At 56.2% G+C, this 22,702-nt stretch carries 19 protein-coding genes and 1 riboswitch; of the genes, 15 read left to right on the top strand and 4 right to left on the bottom strand.

Features of this window, described 5'->3' with window-relative positions; translation table 11 throughout:
• Positions 1 to 5 precede the first annotated feature (5 nt).
• Both RO22_RS05520 and RO22_RS05515 read right to left on the bottom strand, forming a co-directional pair.
• Positions 6 to 1,193 carry a pyridoxal phosphate-dependent aminotransferase gene (locus tag RO22_RS05520; RefSeq protein WP_039859267.1) on the bottom strand — a complete coding sequence of 396 codons (1,188 nt, stop codon included), beginning with the start codon at positions 1,191 to 1,193 and terminating at the stop codon, positions 6 to 8.
• A 10-nt stretch (positions 1,194 to 1,203) separates the two neighbouring features.
• Positions 1,204 to 1,881, bottom strand: coding sequence for a TetR family transcriptional regulator C-terminal domain-containing protein (locus tag RO22_RS05515; RefSeq protein WP_041157801.1), 678 nt, complete (start codon positions 1,879 to 1,881; stop codon positions 1,204 to 1,206).
• A gap of 324 nt (positions 1,882 to 2,205) precedes the next feature.
• Between RO22_RS05515 and RO22_RS05510 the strand changes: the two genes are divergently transcribed.
• The 4 genes from RO22_RS05510 (at position 2,206) to RO22_RS05495 (ending at position 5,450) form a co-directional block, all read left to right on the top strand.
• On the top strand, positions 2,206 to 2,976 hold the full coding sequence (locus tag RO22_RS05510; protein WP_027959865.1) for an ABC transporter ATP-binding protein: 771 nt from the start codon (positions 2,206 to 2,208) through the stop codon (positions 2,974 to 2,976).
• 71 nt (positions 2,977 to 3,047) lie between these two features.
• Positions 3,048 to 3,824 carry a transporter substrate-binding domain-containing protein gene (locus tag RO22_RS05505; RefSeq protein ID WP_009287214.1) on the top strand — a complete coding sequence of 259 codons (777 nt, stop codon included), beginning with the start codon at positions 3,048 to 3,050 and terminating at the stop codon, positions 3,822 to 3,824.
• A gap of 66 nt (positions 3,825 to 3,890) precedes the next feature.
• Positions 3,891 to 4,610 (top strand): ABC transporter permease, encoded by a 720-nt coding sequence (locus tag RO22_RS05500; protein ID WP_027959867.1) that lies wholly within the window; start codon positions 3,891 to 3,893, stop codon positions 4,608 to 4,610.
• A 9-nt stretch (positions 4,611 to 4,619) separates the two neighbouring features.
• The gene (locus tag RO22_RS05495; protein ID WP_041157800.1) at positions 4,620 to 5,450 is read left to right on the top strand and encodes an ABC transporter permease; all 831 of its coding nucleotides are present in this window, start codon (positions 4,620 to 4,622) and stop codon (positions 5,448 to 5,450) included.
• Positions 5,451 to 5,603: 153 nt separating this feature from the next.
• Here RO22_RS05495 and RO22_RS05490 read toward each other — a convergent pair whose 3' ends face one another.
• Both RO22_RS05490 and RO22_RS05485 read right to left on the bottom strand, forming a co-directional pair.
• Positions 5,604 to 6,371 carry a class II aldolase/adducin family protein gene (locus RO22_RS05490; RefSeq protein ID WP_052475537.1) on the bottom strand — a complete coding sequence of 256 codons (768 nt, stop codon included), beginning with the start codon at positions 6,369 to 6,371 and terminating at the stop codon, positions 5,604 to 5,606.
• 53 nt (positions 6,372 to 6,424) lie between these two features.
• Positions 6,425 to 7,381, bottom strand: a complete 957-nt coding sequence (locus tag RO22_RS05485; RefSeq protein WP_041157799.1) for an NAD(P)-dependent oxidoreductase — start codon at positions 7,379 to 7,381, stop codon at positions 6,425 to 6,427.
• Between the two features lie 213 nt (positions 7,382 to 7,594).
• Positions 7,595 to 7,757, top strand: a riboswitch (TPP riboswitch).
• 89 nt (positions 7,758 to 7,846) lie between these two features.
• Between RO22_RS05485 and tenA the strand changes: the two genes are divergently transcribed.
• From tenA to RO22_RS05430, 11 genes are all read left to right on the top strand, one after another.
• The gene (gene tenA, locus RO22_RS05480; protein ID WP_009287211.1) at positions 7,847 to 8,530 is read left to right on the top strand and encodes a thiaminase II; all 684 of its coding nucleotides are present in this window, start codon (positions 7,847 to 7,849) and stop codon (positions 8,528 to 8,530) included.
• Between the two features lie 31 nt (positions 8,531 to 8,561).
• A complete protein-coding gene (thiC, locus tag RO22_RS05475) occupies positions 8,562 to 10,481 on the top strand; it encodes a phosphomethylpyrimidine synthase ThiC (protein WP_041157798.1) in 1,920 nt (639 codons plus the stop codon).
• Between the two features lie 418 nt (positions 10,482 to 10,899).
• Entirely contained in the window at positions 10,900 to 11,976 is a 1,077-nt protein-coding gene (locus tag RO22_RS05470) for an HlyD family secretion protein (RefSeq protein WP_041157797.1), read from the top strand.
• On the top strand, positions 11,973 to 14,741 hold the full coding sequence (gene rbbA, locus RO22_RS05465) for a ribosome-associated ATPase/putative transporter RbbA (RefSeq protein ID WP_041157796.1): 2,769 nt from the start codon (positions 11,973 to 11,975) through the stop codon (positions 14,739 to 14,741). Before RO22_RS05470 ends, rbbA begins: the two co-directional genes overlap by 4 nt.
• Before the next feature lies 1 nt (position 14,742).
• On the top strand, positions 14,743 to 15,867 hold the full coding sequence (locus RO22_RS05460) for an ABC transporter permease (protein WP_035559367.1): 1,125 nt from the start codon (positions 14,743 to 14,745) through the stop codon (positions 15,865 to 15,867).
• A gap of 46 nt (positions 15,868 to 15,913) precedes the next feature.
• The gene (locus RO22_RS05455) at positions 15,914 to 16,231 is read left to right on the top strand and encodes a hypothetical protein (RefSeq protein ID WP_041157795.1); all 318 of its coding nucleotides are present in this window, start codon (positions 15,914 to 15,916) and stop codon (positions 16,229 to 16,231) included.
• 4 nt (positions 16,232 to 16,235) lie between these two features.
• Positions 16,236 to 16,982, top strand: coding sequence for an acetoacetyl-CoA reductase (phbB, locus tag RO22_RS05450; protein WP_035559361.1), 747 nt, complete (start codon positions 16,236 to 16,238; stop codon positions 16,980 to 16,982).
• A gap of 79 nt (positions 16,983 to 17,061) precedes the next feature.
• Complete coding sequence (locus RO22_RS05445; protein WP_052475536.1) at positions 17,062 to 19,353, top strand: DUF3141 domain-containing protein; 2,292 nt, start codon at positions 17,062 to 17,064, stop codon at positions 19,351 to 19,353.
• A 53-nt stretch (positions 19,354 to 19,406) separates the two neighbouring features.
• Positions 19,407 to 19,928: a universal stress protein gene (locus RO22_RS05440; RefSeq protein WP_041157794.1), complete on the top strand. Its 522-nt coding sequence runs from the start codon at positions 19,407 to 19,409 to the stop codon at positions 19,926 to 19,928.
• 61 nt (positions 19,929 to 19,989) lie between these two features.
• Complete coding sequence (locus RO22_RS05435; protein WP_035559681.1) at positions 19,990 to 20,568, top strand: TetR/AcrR family transcriptional regulator; 579 nt, start codon at positions 19,990 to 19,992, stop codon at positions 20,566 to 20,568.
• A gap of 102 nt (positions 20,569 to 20,670) precedes the next feature.
• Positions 20,671 to 22,578 (top strand): esterase/lipase family protein, encoded by a 1,908-nt coding sequence (locus tag RO22_RS05430; protein WP_052475535.1) that lies wholly within the window; start codon positions 20,671 to 20,673, stop codon positions 22,576 to 22,578.
• Positions 22,579 to 22,702 lie beyond the last annotated feature (124 nt).

Below are 22,702 nucleotides of genomic sequence, written 5' to 3'. Positions count from 1 at the left end.
GTCTGTTACGCCTCAAGGTGATGCCCTTCCAGGCTTCGACAAAGCGCTGCCAACCTGTCGACCGCCTGCATCAACACTTCATCCGGCACTGTCAGCGCCAGCCGAATTAGAGATGTAGCACTCTCGCCAAAGGAAGCGCCCGGCATCACCGCCACACCCTGCTCTTCGAGAAGGCGCCAAGCGAAGGCCTCGCCGTCCATACCTGTTTTGGAGATATCGATCATCAGGAACATGCCGCCCTGGGGCAGGCTTGAAGACAGCATGGGGATTTGGCTGATGGCTTCGTGCAGTAGTTTGGCGCGACGTCCCAGCGCTTCGCGCAGACGCTCGGCGGTATCGAAATGCTGGCGCAGGGCTACCTCGGTCATGTCAGCGATAAATGGCTGGTTGCCAAACAACATGGTTTCAGAGATGGGCAGCAAGCGGCGCGAGAACTCCACCGGCCCAATTGACCAACCACTACGGAAACCAGTTGCCGCATGGCTCTTGGAGATCGATGACACCACCACGGTTCGCTCTCGTAGGCTGTCGATTTCCAGCGGTGAGACAAAATCACCGTCGAAAATCAACGCTTCATAAACCTCATCACAGAGAATCCACAAATCGTGCTTGATACACAGCTCGCCCAGCTGCACCAAGGTCTTACGATCCAACACCGCGCCGGTAGGATTGTGCGGAGTATTGAGCATTAGCACCCGACTTTCCGGAGTAATAGCGTCGGCCAGATCATCGGGCTGCATGATAAAACTATTCGCCATACGCAGCGGTACCGGTTGTAAATGCGCACCTGCCGCGCGAATAACCCCTTCATAGGTGGCATAGTACGGGTCGCCACTCAACACACCATCGCCTTCACCGACCAGTGCCAGAATGACAGCGAACAATGCAGTTTGGGTGCCGGGAAAACACAGCACGTTCTCTTCGCTGATAGAAGGAAGGCGTGGTGCATAGGTGTCGATAAGCGCATCGACCAATCCCGGTTCACCACGCCCGTTAGAATAGCGCGTTCGCCCCGCCCGCAAAGCATTGATGCAGTGTTCGACAAGAGCCGGGTCTGTGGTGATATCCGGCTCACCGATGCTCAGCTCAATGACCTCTTTGCCTTTGGCTTGATGCGCTCTGGCGGCATTGTGCACCGCCCATTTGTCACCGCCAAGTTCATAAAGACGGTCGGTAATCGCTGCGTAGCGCATGAATAAATCCCTATTGTGTTGCGGGTTGAGAAGACGATTTGTCGACAGCGACATACTGCATCAGTGTGTTATTGGGCAGCGCTAGAATGCCTTCGGCGGCGCTCAACGCGATCTTAGGTAGCAACGCTGTGTCATATAGGCCGTGACCCAGCCCCCCTTCAAGCCACAGGCCATCAATCAGCGCATTCAGCGCAATAGCGTAGTGTTTACAGGTAACGGGGTCTGCCGGACGCTCCAGCGCTAAAAGTACCGGATGGATCAATGTTTCCAGCAAAGCCAGGAATTCTCGATAGCTTTCGCGGTGGATATCGGAATATTCCGGCTCGGTTCGCACGCGACCAATGAAGGTTGCCCACAGTGCGACCTTTCGAGACGAAAGGTTCGGCGAGGTTACGTTAGCGACGATAAAGCGTGCCAAGCGCCGCTCTGGCACTTCGCCCGCTTGCTCAGAAGATTCCTCGGCTTCACCCGTCAGTTGGCCAATCAGGTAGGCATAAGCAGCACTCACCATGGCATCTTTAGAGCCGAAGTAATGCCTAATCAGCCCAGCCGTTACCCCTGCACGTTCGGCCACACGACGCGCGCTGGCACCATTCATTCCGTGCTCAGCAATACATTGCAGCGTGGCTTCGAGTAAGCTGCGCCGCCGTGCATCCATAGACCAGCGCTGAAATGATTTCCTACTCATAATTCCCTTCGTTTCCGCTAAGAAACATCCGCCTAGGCATTTAATGCCACGTAAATTACTTCACAGGATCTACTTCGCATTGTTTCCAGCACATAAGTTAAGCAACTGAATAACCTTGTGAGATCAATACAAAACCTGCCTCAACAGTCGATCACCAACAGCAACCGACTCACCTTTCGTTGAACATTGATGCTTTGAATCTGACCGTACTTGGCTTACAGTTATACTGTCGTATAACAAGGAACTAATTGCAAGCGCCTGCTAAATGATGAAGATGTTTCCCCTCCGGGAGGCAGATGGGCGCCCCCAGAGACGAGACAATCAATGGCAAACGTACCTGCAATAGAGATCCGTGATCTTCACAAACAATTTGGCTCTCTCAAGGTCCTCAAGGGTATCTCCCTGACCGCACGCCAAGGCGATATCGTCGCCATCATTGGTGGATCAGGCTCGGGAAAGTCCACACTACTTCGCTGCATTAATCTGCTGGAGCGCCCGACCTCGGGCGAGATAGCTATCCAGGGTGAACCCTATCGCATGAAGGACGCCCGCCATGGCGGTCTTGAAATCGCAGACCGTCGCCAGGTTCAGCGTATTCGCGCTCACCTCGGCATGGTTTTCCAGAACTTCAACCTGTGGCCACACCGTACGGTTCTGGAAAACGTGATCGAGGTGCCTATTCATGTGTTGGGCATGAAGCGCGACGAGGCCATTCATCGCGCTGAGGAACTACTCAACCGAGTGGGACTTGGCAGCAAGAAAGACATATATCCGGCCGTCATGTCCGGCGGGCAACAGCAGCGCGCAGCGATTGCTCGCGTGTTGGCCGTCGACCCGCTGGCCATGCTGTTCGATGAGCCCACATCAGCACTCGACCCGGAGCTGGTCGGCGAAGTGCTAACCGTGATTCGTGACCTAGCAGCCGAGCATCGCACCATGCTGCTGGTGACTCACGAGATGGCGTTTGCGCGTGATGTGGCCACACATGTGGTGTTCCTGCGAGAGGGCATAATCGAAGAACAGGGCCCTCCTGATCAGATTTTTGGTGACCCTCGCTCACCGCATTTGAAGCAGTTCATCAGTTCGGTGGCCTGACCGCCACCGATATCCCACCACTCCTGCAAACAATCTGGAAGACAACCCCGAAAACAACAGAGGTAATCCCCATGTTCAAGACATTCACTGCTACCGCCGGCCTTATCGGCCTGAGCATTTTCGCTGCCCCTGTGTTGGCAGATAGCTACAAGATCGGGCTATCCGCAGAGCCTTATCCTCCCTTTTATGCACCAGATGCCAGCGGCAACTGGTCGGGCTGGGAAATCGATTTCATCGAGGAGCTGTGTGACCGCCTGGATGCCAAGTGCGAGATCAAGCCAGTGGCCTGGGAAGGCATCATTCCGGCCCTGAAAACCGGCAAGATTGACATGATCATCGGTTCAATGTCGATCACCCCTGAACGTGCCGAACAAATCGCTTTCTCGAATAAGTATTACTCCAGCCCCACCGGCATCCTGGCACGCAAGTCCACTGACATAGAGCCTACTCCCGAAGGCCTGGAAGGCGCCTACCTGGGCATTCAGTCGGGCACCAACCAAGAGCAGTATGCACGCAAGCATTTCGCGGATAGCGCCACCCTTAATGTCTATCAAACCCTCAACGAAGAGCTACAGGATCTGGTCGCTGGCCGTATTGATGCCATCGTCGCCGATACCCTGGCGGTACAGACCTTTATCAACTCTGAGACCGGCCAATCCTGCTGCGAATACCGCGGCGAGGTGGCCAGCGACCCTGAACTCATGAGCGAAGGCATGGGAGTAGGCCTGCGCCAGAGTGATACCGAACTTCGCGAACGGGTCAATTCAGCCATCGACGCGATGCGCGCCGATAGCACCTATGAAGAAATTAGCGCCCCTTACTTCGACTTTGATATCTACGGCAGCTAATCCCCACCAGCAAAGGCCGCCCACCCAGGCGGCCTTTGCTTTCCAATTTCACAAGGACAAGCCACTATGACGACTGTCTTCGATTTAAGCTTGTTGGCCTATGAGCCTCCCGGCTGGGGCAAGGTGTTGCTCGTCGGGTTCATGCGCTCGATCCAGCTGGCGGCGGGTGGCTATTTGCTGGGTATCCTGATCGGCATCGCAGGTGCCGCTGGCAAACTGTACGGCAACAAGGTCGTTCGCGACCTGTTTGAAATCTACACTGTGGTCATTCGTGCCGTGCCCGAATTGGTGCTGATGCTGCTGTTCTACTATGTTGGCACCGATCTTTTAAGCCGTGCTTCAACCGCCATGGGGTTTGGCAGCGTCGATATCGACGGCCTGACCGCCGGGATTCTGGTAATAGGCTTGGTACAGGGCGGCTATGCGACCGAAGTCTTTCGCGGGGCCATTCTCGCCGTCCCCCGCGGGCAGACCGAGGCGGCCCACGCCTTTGGCATGTCGCCCGCCCAGGTGCTGCGTCGGGTCACGCTGCCAGCAATGACACCACATGCCCTGCCCGGCATGGCCAACCTGTGGATGATTGCCACTAAAGACACCGCCCTGCTTGCCGTCATAGGCTTCAGCGAGCTCACACTGGTCACCCGGCAGGCCGCTGGCGCTACGCAGCATTACATTATGTTCTTTCTGGCCGCGGGCGTGCTGTATCTGGCGCTAACGCTGATATCAAACGTGGCCTTGCGCCGCTTCGAACGCTACGCACGGCGTGGTCTTGTCTCTACACGCTGAACTCAAGGAATGCCTGTGTCTGACCCTCAAACTCTGGCGTCGCTTACCCGCCCGTCGCGAACGCCCACGTTAACCAAACTGCCGGGCCTACTTGAGCCTCACCGTATTATCCTGCTTTTGATATTCATCGTCGGTCTGGTGGCCGCGATTCAACTGATGGACTGGAGCTGGCTACCCCGCTACTTGCCCAAGCTCTGGGAAGGCCTGCAGATGACTTTGATCATGCTGGTATCCAGCGTGGTGGTGGGCTTTCTGATTGCTTTGCCTTTAGGGCTTGCGCAGGTCAAAGGAGCGTGGCCGCTGCGATGGCTAGCCACCGGCTTCTGCACCGTCATCCGTGGCACGCCACTGCTACTGCAGCTGTGGCTGTTCTATTTCGGGCTGGGAGCGCTGTTCGGCCAGTTCCCGGAAATTCGTGACTCCTGGGCCTGGGACTACCTGCGCCAGGCCTGGCCCTATGGTTTTATTGCCCTCACGGTTTCATTCGCCGCCTATCAGGGTGAGGTTATGCGCGGTGCCTTTGCCGGTGTACCGCATGGCGAGCTGGAAGCCGCCAAGGCTTTCGGCATGTCGCGTCGCAAGGTTTTTAGCCGCGTATGGTTTCCGCGTGCTGTTCATCGTGCTCTACCAACGCTGACGGGCGAGATCATCCTGCAACTGAAATCCACACCGCTGGTTGCCACCATCACCGTGATGGACTTGTATGCCGTCATCACCCAGGTACGCCAGACCACTTACCTGACTTACGAACCGTTACTCTTCCTGGTCGCCGTCTACCTCTGCCTGAGCGGCGTCTTGATCGTTGGGCTGCGCTGGCTGGAAAACCGCGTACCACACTAACGGTCACTGGCCTGTGCGAGCATCACGTTTGTCAACGCTAATTCAGGACGTGGTATAACCGAAAAGGGGCCGTCCAGCAGCCCCTTTTTGCTTGTATTGATATTCGTATAGTTCTGATACTGGCTTGCTTGCCGTGCTGGCAACCGCGCCGATTTAGTCTTTATAGCTTGGATCCAGCGCCTCAAGCGTGCGCAGGTGCGCGGCCCATTCGAGTTCAAGATCGCCGTCTTCATGAATAGTCTGGTCGTATTGGCGCGCCACGTGGCGCGCCACCTCTTCTGGCACCAGCCGTAAGGGCTGGCCAGTAGACTGCGCCGCCACCTGTAGCTCACAGGCACGCTCAAGATAAAACATATTGTTGAACATCTCTGCAGCCGACGCACCGGTCGTCAGCAGGCCATGGTTACGCAACACCAATGCGGGGTTGTCGCCAAGGCTTGCCACTATTCGCTCACGCTCAGCCAGGTTCAGGGCAATGCCTTCATAATCGTGGTAAGACACCCGTTCGTGAAACTGCAGCGCAATCTGGTTAAGCCGTGTTTCAAGGCCCGACTCCAGCGACGACACCGCCACGCCAGCGCGCGTGTGAGTATGCATCACCCAGGCCGCATGGTGGCTAGCAGTATGAATCGCGGAATGGATGGTGAAACCAGCCGGATTCACTTGTTCTGGGCTGTTATCAATCTTATGGCCATCAACGTCAATCTTCACCAGCGAAGAAGCCGTAATCTCCTCCCAACGCCAACCGTAAGGGTTGATCAGGAAACGTCCCTTCTCACCAGGCACCCGCGCGGTAATATGGGTGTAGATCAGATCCGTCATGCGATAGTGGGCGGCCAGACGATAGCAGGCTGCCAGCGCGATGCGGGTTTCTTGTTCGGCGTTGCTCGTCGTGGTGCGTTGAGACTTATCGAGACTCATCAGGTGTTCCTTTGCAGCAAAGTGATTGTCATGCAACGTGGTTAGCGTTTACGTCAGTAACCGCGCGCCCGATCAACGCCCATGGCAAGCGGCTGCCCATCGCGAAGGGCGCGGGCGGTGTCGACAACCTGCCCTGCGACCACCTCTGGCAACGAATCACTAGCAATGTGTGGCGTGATGCGTAGGCACTCATGCTGCCAGAAGGGATGATCCGCAGGCAGCGGCTCTGCACGGAACACATCCAGGCTCGCCCCACCCAAATGGCCGTGTTCGAGCGCTAGGAGAAGATCGTCCTCGACCAAGTGCTCACCCCGACCGATCTGCACCAACCAAGCGTCTTTGGCGAGCTTCGCGAACAGCGCCTTGTTAAGCACGTTTTCAGTGGTAGCCGTCAGTGGCAGCACATTGATCAGATAATCGGCGCCATCCGCTGCCGCCATGACAGCCCCGTCACCTGTCAGATAGGTCACGCCTTCAACCGGGGCTTGTGGCTCGCTGCGGCAGGCTACGTGTACAGAAAAGCCAAGCGCGGCCACCGCTTTCACCACGGCGCGCCCCATGGTGCCGTGTCCCAGCACCGCCACCTTTCTTGATGCTGGCGCGCGCATCGTCAATGGCGCCCAATGCGCCTTGGCAGCATTTTGCTCCAGGGTGGTGAACTCACGCTCACGATGGAGCACCTCATGCGCGGCAAAACCCGCCATCAAGTCGGCCTGATGTGGATCCCGCACCCGGGCGATATGTACTTCATCGCTCAGGCCAGGATGCGCCAGCAGGGCATCAACACCGGCACCGATAGACATCGCCAGCTCAAGATTAGGATAGCTCTCGAAAGCCTCGTCATTGGGCAACCAGCAGATCGCAAAACGCACATCTTCGGGGTTATCGATCTCATGGGGATGGCGCAGGACGACATCACTCGCTTCATCGCGCAAGGCGTTACCATAAATGGCATCAAGGTCGAGCGAATCACTGAGATAGACGCCTAAAATCGAGTTCGTGTTGGTCATGCAACTTCCTACGGTTCACATTCGAAATAGCAGTGGCTGTAAAACAGCCACTTGTTACTCAACTGTATAATAATTCACGTACCGATGCCATGAAACGCCATTACAGCACCTAAACTCTCATCGCTGTAATGATGCTAATAAATTGTTTCCCGATAACTTTCCATGTCATACACCCTTGCATCTCCCTCACCCGCCTCCTACACTCCACCAACGAACAGCTTGACGGGGTGCCGGTGAAATCCGGCTGAGATGGCGCAGGGCGTAGCAATTAATGCTGCCGAGCGCTGATCCCGCAGAACCTGATCCGGCTAATGCGCTGCTACTTACACAAGTTCGCAGCGAGGGTACCGGCGTAGGGATCAAGCGATGGCCACGGCTGCTCTCTCACGATCGCACGCTGCCCTTCTGCGCCACTCCCTCGATCTTTTTCGCCCCCCCCTCCGGATCATTACCACCGGAGGCATCATGGGCTACCGCTTTACTGATCTCACTACCGCTTGCCAGAAAGATTGGCGCGCCTATATTGAGCACGATTTTGTGCGCCAGCTAGGCACCGCCACGCTGCCCGGGGCGTCGTTTCGCCACTATTTAAAGCAGGACTACCTGTTTTTGATTCACTTCGCCCGCGCCTATGCGCTGGCTGCCTACAAAAGCCCCACCCTCGCCGATCTTCGCCAAGCCCATGAAGGCTTGAAAGCCATTGTGGATGTGGAGCTGGGCCTGCACGTGGGCTTTTGTCAGGAGTGGGGGATTTCCGAGCAAGAACTGGAGGAGCTTCCCGAAGCCAGAGCGACGCTTGCCTACACCCGCTATGTGTTAGATACCGGCAACCGCGGCGACCTGCTGGATTTGCACGTGGCGTTGGCCCCCTGCCTGGTGGGCTACGGCGAAATCGCCAACTGGCTAAACGCCCAGCCTTCCACCCTGCGCGGCGCGCAAAACCCTTACGACGCCTGGATAGCCATGTACGAAGGCGAGGAGTTTCAGGCCGCCATGCAGGCGGAGCTTGAATGGCTGAATATCCGCCTTGCCGACATTACCCCCGCCCGCTTTGCCGAACTGAGCAAGATCTTCCGCGACGCCACCCGCCTGGAAATCGACTTCTGGCAGATGGGCCTAGAGCTGATAGACCAAGACCTCACCCACTAATTCAGCAAAACAACACAAGGAAACGACAGTAATGACTAAGACCGTAACAAGCAAAACCAGCCACTTTTTAGCCGAAACCGCCCAGGTCGATGCCGCCGCCATTGCGCCGCTGCCCGGCTCACGTAAGGTATATATCGAAGGTTCGCGCCCGGATATCCGTGTGCCGTTCCGGGAAATTTCACTGTCGCCGACCAAAACCACCGGCATTGATGAAGAGAACCCGCCACTGCTGGTGTACGACACTTCAGGCCCCTATAGCGATCCGGATGCTAACAATGACCTGCGCCGCGGTCTGCCGGAACTACGCCGAGCCTGGATTGAAGAGCGTGACGATACCGAATTTCTATCAGGCCCCACGTCTGATTACGGCAACCGCCGCGCCAACGACCCGACGCTTGCCCAGCTGCGCTTTGATCTAACCCGCACCCCGCGGCGTGCCCTCTCTACAAAAGACGGGCGGCCTGGAAACGTGACCCAGCTGCACTACGCCCGCCAGGGCATTATTACGCCGGAAATGGAGTTCATCGCCCTGCGGGAAAACCAGCGTCGCCAAACGTTAGGTACCGCTGAAGTAGAGCGGATTCTGGGCCACCAGCACAAAGGTCAGAGCTTTGGCGCCAGCTTGCCGGAGGAGATCACGCCAGAGTTTGTGCGCGATGAAGTCGCCCGAGGGCGGGCAATTATTCCTAACAACATCAACCACCCCGAAAGCGAGCCGATGATTATTGGCCGTAACTTCCTGGTCAAGATTAACGGTAATCTGGGTAACTCGGCGGTAACTTCTTCCATCGAGGAAGAGGTGGATAAGATGACCTGGGGTATCCGCTGGGGCGCGGACACCATTATGGATCTCTCCACTGGGCAGAACATCCACGAAACCCGCGAGTGGATTTTGCGCAACTCGCCGGTGCCGATTGGCACAGTGCCTATCTATCAGGCGCTGGAAAAGGTCAAAGGCGTGGCCGAAGACCTCACCTGGGAAGTCTTCCGTGATACGCTGATCGAGCAGGCCGAACAGGGCGTGGACTACTTCACCATTCACGCGGGCGTACTGCTGCGCTATGTGCCGCTCACCGCCAAGCGGGTCACCGGCATTGTCAGCCGCGGCGGCTCGATCATGGCCAAATGGTGTTTGTACCATCACCAGGAGAGCTTCTTGTACACCCACTTCGAGGAGATCTGCGAGATCTGCAAGCAGTACGATGTGGCGTTCTCCCTCGGTGATGGCCTGCGTCCTGGCTCAGTGGCCGATGCCAATGACGAAGCACAGATGGCGGAGCTAAAAACCTTGGGCGAGCTGACCCATATTGCCTGGAAGCACGATGTGCAGGTGATGATCGAAGGCCCCGGCCACGTGCCCATGCACCTGGTGAAAGAGAACATGGATAAGCAGTTGGAATACTGCGACGAAGCGCCCTTCTATACCTTAGGCCCGCTGGTAACCGATATAGCCCCCGGCTACGACCACATTACCTCGGGCATTGGGGCGGCGATGATCGGCTGGTTTGGCTGCGCCATGCTCTGCTACGTCACCCCCAAAGAGCACCTGGGCCTGCCCAATAAAGACGACGTCAAAACCGGCATCATTACCTACAAGATTGCTGCCCACGCGGCGGATCTCGCCAAGGGCCACCCGGCAGCGCAGCGGCGGGATAATGCACTCTCTAAGGCACGCTTCGAGTTCCGCTGGGAAGACCAGTTCAACCTGGGGCTAGACCCGGATACTGCCCGAGAGTACCACGACGAAACCCTGCCCAAAGACTCCGCCAAGGTGGCGCACTTCTGCTCCATGTGCGGACCAAAGTTCTGCTCCATGAAGATCAGCCAGGAGGTGCGTGATTACGCCAACGAACATGGCCTAAACGGCGATCAAGAAGCGGTGATGAAAGGCATGGAAGAGCAGGCAGAGAAGTTCCGCAACAAAGGCAGTGAGCTGTATCAGGAAGTTTAAATCTACCAACGCACGATAATTTACTGCTTGCTGCGGCTTTTCCCTGGGGAGCGCTAAAAAATGGCCGCAACCTCCCATCGCTTGTGTGCTCCTTTGTTTTCTAGCGCTGCCCCAAAAGTATGGCTTAACAGTAGTTTTGCGCAACGTAGCTCATTTAACATTTGAGAGTGACGAAAAAAACCTTGGTATAGCTACCCAGCTCATAGCAAATACTATCAATTAAATACCGACTAGTCGGTATTTAATTGACCTAAATCAAAATCACAATTAATAATAATAGGATAATAGAATCCGTTTATTACGTTCTGTGATGCGCCACCGCTGGCACAGAGCGACGAGCTTAAGCCCTTTGGCCCTGGCCCATCCTCTGAGCTGCTCATCAATCGTCTGGCCATCCGCCAACCGAGGATGCAACATTATGAAGTTCAGCAGTAAAAGACAGTGGTTCAAGGGCCTGGCAGCCATAGTTGTTATAGGCATCGCGGCCTGGTTGACCTGGTGGGAACTGCAGCCGGAGGGCCTAGGCGAGGGCATCACCCAAGGCAATGGGCGCATCGAAGCCACCGAGATCGACATCGCCACCCGGGTCGCTGGCCGCCTCGAGGAAGTACTGGTCGAGGAAGGTGAGTTCGTCGATCCAGGCCAAGTGGTCGCCCGTATGGATACCGCCACCCTGGAGGCTGAGCTGGCTCAGGCCAGCGCACAGTCCCGCCGGGCCGAAAACGCCCTGGAGACAGCTCGAGCCATGGTAGCCATGCGCCAGAGCGAGCTGGAAACCGCCAGAGCCATCGTCAACCAGCGCCAGGCAGAACTAAACGCCTCTCGCAAGCGCTACGAGCGTTCAGCCAGCCTAGTGGAGCGCAACGCCATCTCTCGCCAGCAGTTCGACGATAGCTTGGCCGACTACCAGAGCCAGCAGGCCGCCCTGGCCTCAGCCAATGCCCAAGTACTCTCCGCTCAGGCCGCCATCCGCGCTTCCGAATCCCAGGTCATTGAGGCCGAGTCAGAGATAGAAGCCACCCTTGCCGCGATCCAGCGCATTGAGGCCGACCTGGACGACAGCGAGCTCAAAGCCGACCGCTTGGCCCGTGTACAGCTCCGGGTGGCCGAACCGGGCGAGGTGCTCAGTGCCGGTGGCAAGGTACTCAACCTGATCGACCTCACCAAGGTCTACATGACCTTTTTTATGCCCACTCGAGATGCTGGTCGGGTGGGCATTGGTGACGAGGTACGCCTGGTGCTGGATGCTGCCCCTGACTTCGTGATCCCGGCACGGGTGAGTTTCGTGGCCAGCGTCGCCCAGTTCACCCCCAAGAGCGTGGAAACCGAGAGCGAACGCGAGAAACTGATGTTCCGCGTGCGCGCCCAGATCGATCCAAAGCTGCTGCTTGAGCATATCGAGCAGGTCAAAACAGGCCTGCCCGGCATGGCCTACCTGAAGCTCGAGGATGACGCCACCTGGCCCGACCACCTAGAGGTCAACGTCACCCCATGAGCGAGAAGACGCAACCCGTAGCCCAAGTCAGCGCGCTCACCTTACGCTACGGCCGCACCATAGCCCTGGACGCGCTGGATCTGGCACTGCCGTCCGGCTGTATGGTCGGGCTGATTGGCCCGGATGGCGTCGGCAAATCCAGCCTGCTGTCGCTGCTCGCTGGCGCTCGTGCCGTGCAACAGGGTGTGATCAAGGTGCTGGGCGGCGACATGAGCGACAAGCGCCACCGTAACTCAGTTGGCCCGCGCATCGCCTATATGCCACAAGGGCTAGGTAAGAACCTCTACCCTACGCTCTCGGTGGAGGAGAACCTGCAGTTCTTCGCCCGACTATTCGGCCACGGAGCCGGTGAACGCCGGCGGCGTATCGACGACCTGACCCGCAGCACCGGGCTATATACCTTCCTCGAGCGACCCGCTGGCAAACTCTCTGGCGGCATGAAGCAGAAGCTCGGACTCTGCTGCGCGCTGATTCACGACCCCGACCTGCTGATTCTCGACGAGCCCACGACCGGCGTGGACCCGCTGGCCCGCGCCCAATTCTGGGAGTTAATTGCAAGCATTCGTGTTGACCGCCCGCAGATGAGTGTGTTGGTCGCCACCGCGTACATGGACGAAGCCCAGCGTTTCGACTGGTTGGTGGCTATGGACGCCGGCAAAATACTTGCCACCGGCTCCCCGCAGGAACTACTTGCACGCACCCACAGCGACTCCCTGGAAATGGCGTTCATCGAGCTGTTGCCGGAAGAAAAAAAGCGCGGCTATGCGCCGGTGCACATCCCGCCGCTGGCGCAGGATGACAATGAAGTCGCCATCGAGGCCAAGGACCTCACCATGCGTTTTGGCGACTTCATCGCCGTCGACCATGTGAGCTTCCGCATCCGGCGTGGCGAGATCTTTGGCTTTCTCGGCTCCAACGGCTGCGGTAAGTCGACCACCATGAAGATGCTCACGGGGCTGCTACCCGCCAGCGAGGGCCAAGCCTGGCTGTTTGGCCAGGAAGTGGATCCCCGCGACATTAACACGCGTCGCCGGGTTGGCTACATGTCCCAGGCATTCTCGTTGTACGGCGAACTGACCGTACGTCAGAACCTGGTGCTGCATGCGCGCCTGTTCCAGATCGCAGAACATGACATATCGGCAAAGGTCGCCGAGATGGTCGAACGGTTCAGTCTCGAGCAGGCGCTCGACGCCCTGCCGGAGAGCCTGCCACTGGGCATCCGTCAGCGTCTCTCCCTGGCGGTGGCAATGGTCCATAAACCCGAGCTACTGATTCTTGACGAACCCACTTCCGGCGTGGACCCCATCGCCCGCGACGCCTTCTGGCGCCTGCTGATTGAGTTGTCGCGCCGCGACCGCGTGACGATCTTCATCTCCACCCACTTCATGAACGAAGCCGAGCGTTGCGACCGCATGTCGATGATGCACGCAGGGAAGGTGCTCGACAGCGATACCCCCTCAGCACTGGTAGCGAAACGCGGTGCGGCGACCCTGGAAGAAGCCTTCATCGGCTACCTGCTCGAAGCTGGCGCCGATCAGGAGAATTCCGCGCAGGAGACTTCACCACAAAAAGCCAGCGATGCCCCGGATACGCCGCTCGTCACCGCAGAGACTCATCACGACACAACACGCCATCGACGCTTCAGTCTCCAGCGGATGCTCAGCTACATGTGGCGCGAAACTCTCGAACTACGCCGCGATCCGGTGCGTGCGACCCTGGCGCTGGTTGGCTCGCTGATCCTGATGTTCGTTATGGGTTTTGGCATCAGCATGGACGTGGAGGAGCTCAGCTACGCCATCCTTGACCGCGACCAGACGTCGCTAAGTCAGAGCTACGCGCTGAACCTCTCGGGATCGCCCCATTACTTTAGAGAGCGCCCGCCTATCTCAGACTATGCCGCGTTGGATCGACGTATGCGCAGCGGGGAGCTGTCCCTGGCAATCGAAATTCCCCCCGGGTTTGGTCGTGATGTAAAGCGTGGCCACAATGTCGAGATCGGAGCATGGATCGACGGCGCCATGCCTCAACGCGCCGAAACCGTGCAAGGCTACGTACAGGGCATCCACCAGCAGTGGCTGCTGGCGCAAGCAAGGCAATCCGGAACCGCCGTCAGCGGAGCGGCAGCCAATATCGAGAACCGCTACCGCTACAATCCTGACATTCAGAGCCTGCCAGCAATGGTTCCTGCCGTGATTCCACTGCTGTTGCTGATGTTGCCAGCAATGCTCACGGCACTCTCGGTGGTGCGTGAAAAAGAGATGGGCTCAATCATCAACCTTTATGTCACCCCTGTCACCCGCGCCGAGTTTCTGATCGGCAAGCAAATTCCCTACATCGGCTTGGCAATGGTCAATTTTTTATTGATGACCGGGCTGGCGATCACATTGTTCGGCGTACCGATCACCGGTAGCTTCCCGACCCTAGCGCTGTCGGCCCTGGTATTTTCCATCATCGCCACCGGCATGGGCCTGCTGGCCTCGACCATCACCCACAGCCAGATCGCCGCTATGTTCTTCGCTATGATCGGTACGCTGATTCCCGCCATCCAATTTTCGGGCCTCACCGATCCGGTCTCGTCGCTGGAAGGCACCGGACGCTTCATCGGCAATATTTATCCAGCCAGCTACATGTTCACCATTAGCCGCGGCGTATTCAGCAAGTCCCTAGGGCTAGGTGACCTTATCGGGTCGTTCCTGCCGATGCTGCTGGCGGTACCGGTGATCATGGGCATGGCGATCGCCCTACTGAAAAAGCAGGAGAGCTGAGATGCGCAGGATTGCAAACATTTATCGCCTGGGCGTCAAAGAGTTCTGGAGTCTATTGCGTGACCCCATAATGCTGGTGCTGATCGTCTATGTGTTCACTGCTTCGGTCTACACTTCCGCGACGGCAATGCCCGAGACGCTGAACAACGCTCCTATCGCTATCGTCGACGAAGACGACTCACCGCTTTCCACGCGTATCGTATCGGCCTTCTACCCACCACAGTTCGTGCACCCGCAAATCATCACCTTCCAGGAAATGGATGCGGGTCTAGATGCCGGAGACTACACGTTCGTACTGGTTATTCCCGCCAACTTTCAGCGCGACGTGCTGGCCGGACGCGGCCCCGACATTCAGCTCAATATCGACGCCACGCGCATGAGCCAGGCCTTCTCGGGTAATAGTTATGTACAGCAGATCGTCATGGGCGAGATCAATGAGTTCGTAAGCCGCTACCGCGCAAGCACCATCCCACCAGTCAACTTGGCACTACGAGCGCGCTTCAATCCGGGCCTTGACCAAGCATGGTTTGGCTCACTGATGTCGATCATCGACAACGTGACCATGCTCTCAATCATCCTCACTGGCGCGGCACTAATTCGCGAGCGCGAGCACGGCACCATCGAGCACTTGCTGGTGATGCCAGTGACCCCTGCCGAAATCATGCTGGCCAAGGTGTGGTCGATGGGGGTTGTGGTGTTGCTAGCGGTGACGTTATCGCTGACTTTCGTCGTACGCGGCCTGCTTCAAGTGCCGATAGAGGGATCGGTTGCACTGTTTCTGGCTGGCGCGGCCCTGCACCTGTTTGCCACCACCTCAATGGGCATCTTCCTGGCGACGCTGGCCCGTAGCATGCCCCAGTTCGGCATGCTGATGATCCTGTTCCTGCTACCCCTACAGATGCTCTCAGGAAGCACCACGCCCCGCGAGAGCATGCCCGAGCTCGTCCAGAACCTTATGCTGCTGGCACCCACAACCCACTTCGTCGAGCTAAGCCAGGCCATTCTGTTTCGCGGTGCCGGCATCGACGTTGTATGGGGACAGTTTCTGACACTGTTAGTCATTGGCAGCGCTCTGTTCGCCATTTCGCTCTCTCGCTTTCGCAAGACCATCAGCCAGATGGCCTGATGCAACCCGCGCGCACATCGGCGCATCACACCAGAAGGAATATACAATGAACCACAATACCATCTTACCTCTGGCACTTTATCAAGCTAATCAGAACCTTTGCCAACAAACGATAGCGCTAGTGCAGAAAAGTCAGCAGACATGGTACGAATTGGGTACACAACCCTTCGCTGGCGGCCCCCCAATGCAGCAGATCTTTGATAATCAGAGCGCTCTGCTGCTTGGCCTCTTCGATACGATGCAAGCCTGGCAGGTACAAACGGGAAAAGCCTTGATTGAGACTGTCAGCGTTGTCTCCCCAGCACTCTACTGGTTAACCGCCAGTTCGCAAGACGATCCGGGTACAACAAATAAAGGAGATTGAACCGATGACTTATCAGCACACAGCTCTGGTCACCGGCGGTATGGGTGGCCTGGGTGAAAGCATCGCCCGAACTCTGCACGATGCAGGGCATAGCGTTCTCGTCACCCATTCGCCAAACAACGACCATGTCCAGACCTGGCTGCAGAAGCAGGCCAGTGAGGGCTACCACTTCTCTGCCTACTCTGTCGATGTGGCCGATTTTGACGACTGCCAGCGACTCGCAAACGATATCCAAGCCGAAGGCACCGTTGTCGACATATTGATCAATAACGCTGGCATCACTCGCGATACCACTTTCCGGAAGCTCTCCAAGGTCGACTGGGATGCAGTGATGCGAACTAATTTGGACTCGATGTTCCATGTAACCCAGCCGTTTTGCGAAGGTATGGTCGAGCGCAACTGGGGCCGTATCGTCAATATTTCTTCGATTAACGGCTCCAAGGGCCAGTTTGGCCAGACCAACTACGCCGCGGCGAAGGCCGGCATCCACGGTTTCACCAAGTCGCTGGCAATGGAAGTGGCAAAGCGGGGTGTCACTGTCAATACCGTCTCACCCGGCTACCTGGAGACCAAGATGGTGCTAGCGGTTCCTAAGGAGATACTGGAATCGAAGGTGATCTCGCAGATCCCGGTTGGGCGGTTAGGCAAACCAGACGAGTTAGCGGCGCTGGTCGCCTTCATCTGCAGCGAACAAGCCGGTTTCATGACCGGCAGCAACGTGGCAATGAATGGCGGCCAGCATATGTTTTGAACATGCGGCCTAGCGGGATGGGTGGCCATGTCGTCTATCCCGTCCGGTATTTTCTCGCACTCACGCAGGAGAAGTTCTCATGGCAAGCGAAGGTTCCAATGATCGCCCCTGGTATACGGACGCATGGCCACTATTGAGCATGGCTCAAGACTATGTAGCTGCCGCGCTAAGCTACACAACCGATGCATGGCAACGCTCGATACTCTACGCCGATGTGATGCGTCAGCGTGGTGATCAGTACCAAGCACACCTTGAGGATGACGCTCCTCACGTGCTCGACTTTCCCTATGAGGTAGTGATATCTGGCCATGAGCTGCCGCGCCCAGTCAACTATGGGCTGGCGCGCATTCTGCTGTCAGAGGGCTCTCCCCCCGCGCCAAGCACAAGCAAACGCCCCTTCGTCGTGGTTGACCCGCGTGCTGGCCATGGCCCCGGCATCGGCGGCTTTAAGGCCGAAAGCGAGGTTGGCGCTGCTCTCAGCGCAGGACATCCTTGCTATTTTATCGGTTTTGGCCCCGACCCTGAGCCCGGTCAGACAATAGAAGATGTGGTGCTCGCCGAAGTCGCTTTCCTTGAGAAAGTCATCGCACTTCATCCACACAGCGAGGGCAAGCCGGCAGTGGTCGCCAACTGCCAGGCTGGCTGGCAGATATTGATGGCCGCAGCCCTTCGCCCCGAGCTATTCGGGCCCATCATCGTGGCTGGTACGCCGGTGTCGTACTGGGCGGGTTGGCCAGGCAAAAATCCGATGCGCTACGCTGGCGGTCTGCTCGGCGGCAGTTGGCTAACCGCACTCGCTAGCGACCTGGGCAATGGCCGCTTCGATGGTGCTTACCTGGTTCAGAACTTCGAGAACCTCAATCCGGCCAACACACTATGGGGCAAGCAGTACAATCTGTATGCAAATGCCGACAGTGAGGCAACACGCTACTTGGGCTTCGAAAAATACTGGGGTGGCTACGTATTCCTCAACGATATAGAGATGCAATACATCGTCGACAACCTTTTCATCGGCAATCGGCTGTCAAGTTCCGAACTGATAACCTCCGAAGGTATTCGCCTGGACTTGCGCAATATCCGCTCGCCCATCGTGGTTTTTTGCTCCAACGGCGACAATATCTCGCCACCGCCGCAAGCAATGGGCTGGATCACCGACCTCTATCGCGACGATGATGAAGTACTCAGCCACGACCAAACCATTGTCTATGCCACGCACGATAACATTGGACATCTGGGCATCTTTGTTTCGGGCAGCGTCGGCCGCAAAGAGCACCGCGAATTCACCAACAATATCGACTTAATTGATGTGCTACCCGCCGGTATCTACCAGACGCAGATTCAGGATAAGCGAGTGGATATGCCCCTTGCGGAACTCGTCGAGGGTGACTATGTGATGTCGATCCAGCGGCGCAGCGTCGAGGATGTGAGCCAGATTGTGCAAGTGGATGCTGAGAACGACCGCAAATTCGCCGCAGTCAACCATATATCGCGAATTAACTTAGGTCTTTATCGCCAGTTCGTTCAGCCCTGGGTACGTACCTGGACTACTCCCGAATCGGCACGATGGCTGCAGAGCGTACATCCGTTGCGTCTCTCTTACGAACGCTGGTCGAGCCGCAACCCGATGGCTTTGACAGTGGCTGAATATGCACAGAAAATCCTCGCAGCACGCCAACCAGTAGCGGCAGACAATCCTTTCCTGCAGTGGCAACAAGCCTATTCCGATACCGTGATCTCTGCGTTGGATCATTGGAGGAAACGGCGCGATAACGCTTACGAACAAATATTCAACGTAGTCTATGGATCGCCGTGGGTACAAGCCATGGCAGGGCTATCTGCCGATGACTGCCCCCCGCGTACACATCCTGGGGTCTCGCCCGAGCATCTCACTTTCGTTGCTGAAGAAATTGAGCGGCTGCGCGCCGGAATTTATCAGGGAGGCCTGCTTGAAGCCAGTATCCGCGCGCTGCTCTACGTCAGCCGCTTTCGTGGCGAAGCCGACGAGCGCCGCTTTAATCTAGCGGCCAGCTTGCAACAGCCGGACTATCTAGTCCACTTAGATATGGCCTCATTCCGACAGCTAGTACGTCGCCAGGCCAACCTGATGCGCCTTGATCTTGATGCTGCAACCGCTGCCATCCCGCGACTGCTGGCGGACAGCGCCGCGAACGAGATACGCGATCAGGCGCGGCTTCTTGAGCAGATGCTGACCGCCACGGAAGCATTATTGCCAGAAGAAGAGGCAAGCTTAGCGCAAATGCTGAAGGTGTTCGACGATGCAGCCCATGAACAGGAAGCCATCATCACAGCAGGTAAACGCAGCCTAGGAAGGTCGAACGAAAATAACACTGCCAAGCCTGGAGAGCCATAACCGCCAAGCTTCGTGCCTGACTTATATTAGAAGTATTCACTTAGGAGTCATCCATGTACACCAAATTGCTGGTACCTATAGACGGCAGCTGCACCTCACTTTTAGCCTTGGCACAGGCAAGCTATTTAGCAAAGCTGACGGGAGCCAGCATCGAGCTACTACATGTGGTTAATGCAATGGAGTACTCCAATGGTTTCGAAAGCCCGCGCGCCTATATAAAAAAAGTCAGACCCTATTTTCTGAAAGTCGGCAATGATCTGCTCGACAACGCTCGGATACAGCTGGAAGCCCAAGAACTCAATGTCACCACAGTACTTGTCGAGGCCGAGGGCAAACGAGTATCAGAACACGTTGCGGATCACGCAGCTAAGTGTCAGTTCGATCTGATAATTCTAGGCACCCATGGCCGACGTGGCATGCAACGACTTCTCCTCGGCAGCGACGCCGAGCAAGTGGCACGTATTGCGCCGGTGCCCGTCATGCTGGTCAGAGACGTAAACACACAAGCAATTTCTCGTACTCTAGACAAAGAAATGATAAAAGGTGCCGCATTAAAGCAACCAACTGATGAGTAACTGCACCTTGCCTTCCTCTCCTACTAAACAAGCTCGCAAACATCGCCGACTCCCCCCCGATGTGCGTATAGAGCAGATCCTCTGTGCGGCTTTGTACGAGTTTTCGCAACACGGGTTCGCCTCTGCCCGCATGGAGGATATTGCTCAGCGGGCGGAACTCTCGAAAGGCGGCCTCTATGCTCACTTCAAGAGCAAGGAATCGATATTTGAAGCACTACTATTAAAACGCCTGACACCAAGGTTCAACAATCAGCAGTGGGTGCTCAGCGGCGGCGACTCTCTGAGCGAAGCTATCGAATCCTTTATTGATCACCTCTATAGCCAACTGAGTGATCCAGATGTCATAGCTATGCTGAAGCTGCTGATGACGGAAAGCCGACGCATCCCTCATCTTGTTGATTTTTGGCGCAGGGAGGTAATTGACAAATACCTCGCAGAACAACAGGCCATTTTGAAAACTGCAGCCGATAAAGGGCACCTTCGTCACAGCGCCTTCCTTGAAGACGCAGCGCTGCTAATGGCACCAGCGCTATATGGTGCCATTTGGCAAATGATTTTTGATGAAGCGACTGCCGCCGCCACCGTTGGCTCGCTGCGCCGAGCCCATTTGCGAATGCTGCATGAATTCTTAGCACCATGATCAACTGATGGTTGACTCCCAAATCACCGTTAACTGTAGGTAAAGTTCATTCACTAAAAATCGCCCCGAAAGCGCCACATGACCGATTAATAAGGTGTCGTTGTGAAACCAGCTAAGCTTATCACCTTACTCAACACGCTACTTATTATCCTAATAGTGAATGGTTGTGCCATGGTTGGCGTCTCTTCGCTTAGCCCTGGTGAGTATACCGCGCTTAAACGCGGAGACCTGCTTACCAGTGGCGAGCTAAGCGCAGCTACCCAGGAAACCATCAAAGTTATCGGGCTGGATGAAGGGAGATGTCGTGAGCACTCCCAAAACTGTATAGATATATTATCCAGCACCGCTGGCATAGCTGAAGAACGCAGACTTTCCGCACTGGCAGAACTGTGGCTTCAAGAAGCGATGTCAAAAGCAGGATCATCAAGTGATATCCCGAGTACCGAGGCTGACATTTACGCTTGGATTGAGGTTGCCAGACATACTTATGCTTACTTGTTTTTCTCCGAACGATCTCCTGGGGAACGCGCCTTCGAAGATCGTCAGATACAAGTACGCGACTATTATAACTATTCAGTTCAACAGATTGTTTCATGGCTTTTTCAACAGAATCTCTCAGCCATTGAAGATAAAAGCCGCTCCTATTCTTTGGATACGCCTAGGCTTTCTGGCTGGAAGGTTACAACCGACTTCACCGGCGTACGCTTCGCCGGCGACATCGACTTACCCGAGAACCTAGTTCCAGCATCTTCACTGGTCTTTTCCGGCTTGCGTAGCACTTATCGCCGTGACGGCTTTGGTGCCGAACTGGTCGCGGTAATAGACGATAGCCTCGCGCTTCATCGCGCTCGACCTTATAGCGAAATGCCTTTTCCGGCACTCACCGCACTAATCCATTTTTCCGGTGAGGATTTAGCTCAGGTGCTATCGACTCAATCACTAGAGGTGATCGTAAGAGACCCCTACCAAGACGCCAGCATACAGTTGCATGGGCAACAGATTCCCCTAGCCGCAAATTTCACTGCGGGCTATGGACTATGGCTGGCGCATTCAGGCTTTTCGCGTCAGGCCATACGCTCTCTGCTAGGCCACAGCCAAGGTATCAACCGACCACACCTTTATATGATGCAGCCCTTCGATCCTGAGCGACGCATCATCCTCATGCTGCATGGCCTTGGCAGTAGTCCCGAAGCCTGGGTAAATGTAGCTAATGAAGTGCTGGGCGATGAGAGCCTGCGGCAACATTTTCAGGTATGGCAAATCTACTACCCTACCAATATGCCACTGCCGATTAATCATACGGCGATACGACGCACTGTGAATGAAACACTACTGGAACTTGACCCCACCACAGAAACGCTGGCTTCACAAGGTATCGTTCTAATTGGCCATAGCATGGGGGGTGTATTGGCGCGCCTGATGGTCTCTTCTAGCCAAGGTAGGTTGTGGAGCGAATTCGTGGAACAACGCCAATTGCCAAAGGCACATAGGCAGCTCGCCCAACAACGCCTAGCCCCCCTACTACGTTTCGAATCGCTACCAGAGATAAAACGAGCAATTTTCATCGCAGCACCACATCGCGGCACACCGGTGGCCGGTAATCGTCTAGGGAGAGCAGTCGCTCGTTTCGTTCGTCTACCACTCACCCTGCTGGAAGAGTTCGACGATGTCATCAGGGCTCTGGCTAATACTGACGCCGAATCAGATGGGGCATACCTGCGCCTTCCCAACAGTATCGATAATTTGAGTGAGGCAGATCCGTTCATTAGAGCAACGGCCAATCTGCCTATCTCCCCTCAAGTTCACTACCATTCTATCATTGCCCAGCGTGACACCAGTGTACCGTTAGAGGTTTCAGATGATGGGATAGTGCCGTACGCCAGCGCACATTTGCCGGGAGCCATATCAGAAAAAGTGTTTATCGCTGGGCACAGCGTCCAGGAAACGGCCCAAGCGATTCTGGAAATCAGGCGTATCTTGCATCAAGACCTAACCGAATATAGTAATTGAAATTCAACCCAGCTGCGTCTTACCACCACTGCCTAGTGCTCTGCGCAGATAAGCAATGATGACAGGTATAAAAGAACGGGCGGAGAAATTTCGCCACAAAAGCAGAGTACTGTACCAGGAGGCG

It is taken from the genome of Halomonas sp. KHS3 (assembly GCF_000830495.1).
GTDB classification, from domain to species: domain Bacteria; phylum Pseudomonadota; class Gammaproteobacteria; order Pseudomonadales; family Halomonadaceae; genus Vreelandella; species Vreelandella titanicae.
Note: the sequence above shows the minus strand (reverse complement) of the source record. Positions and strands in the feature narration are given on the sequence as shown.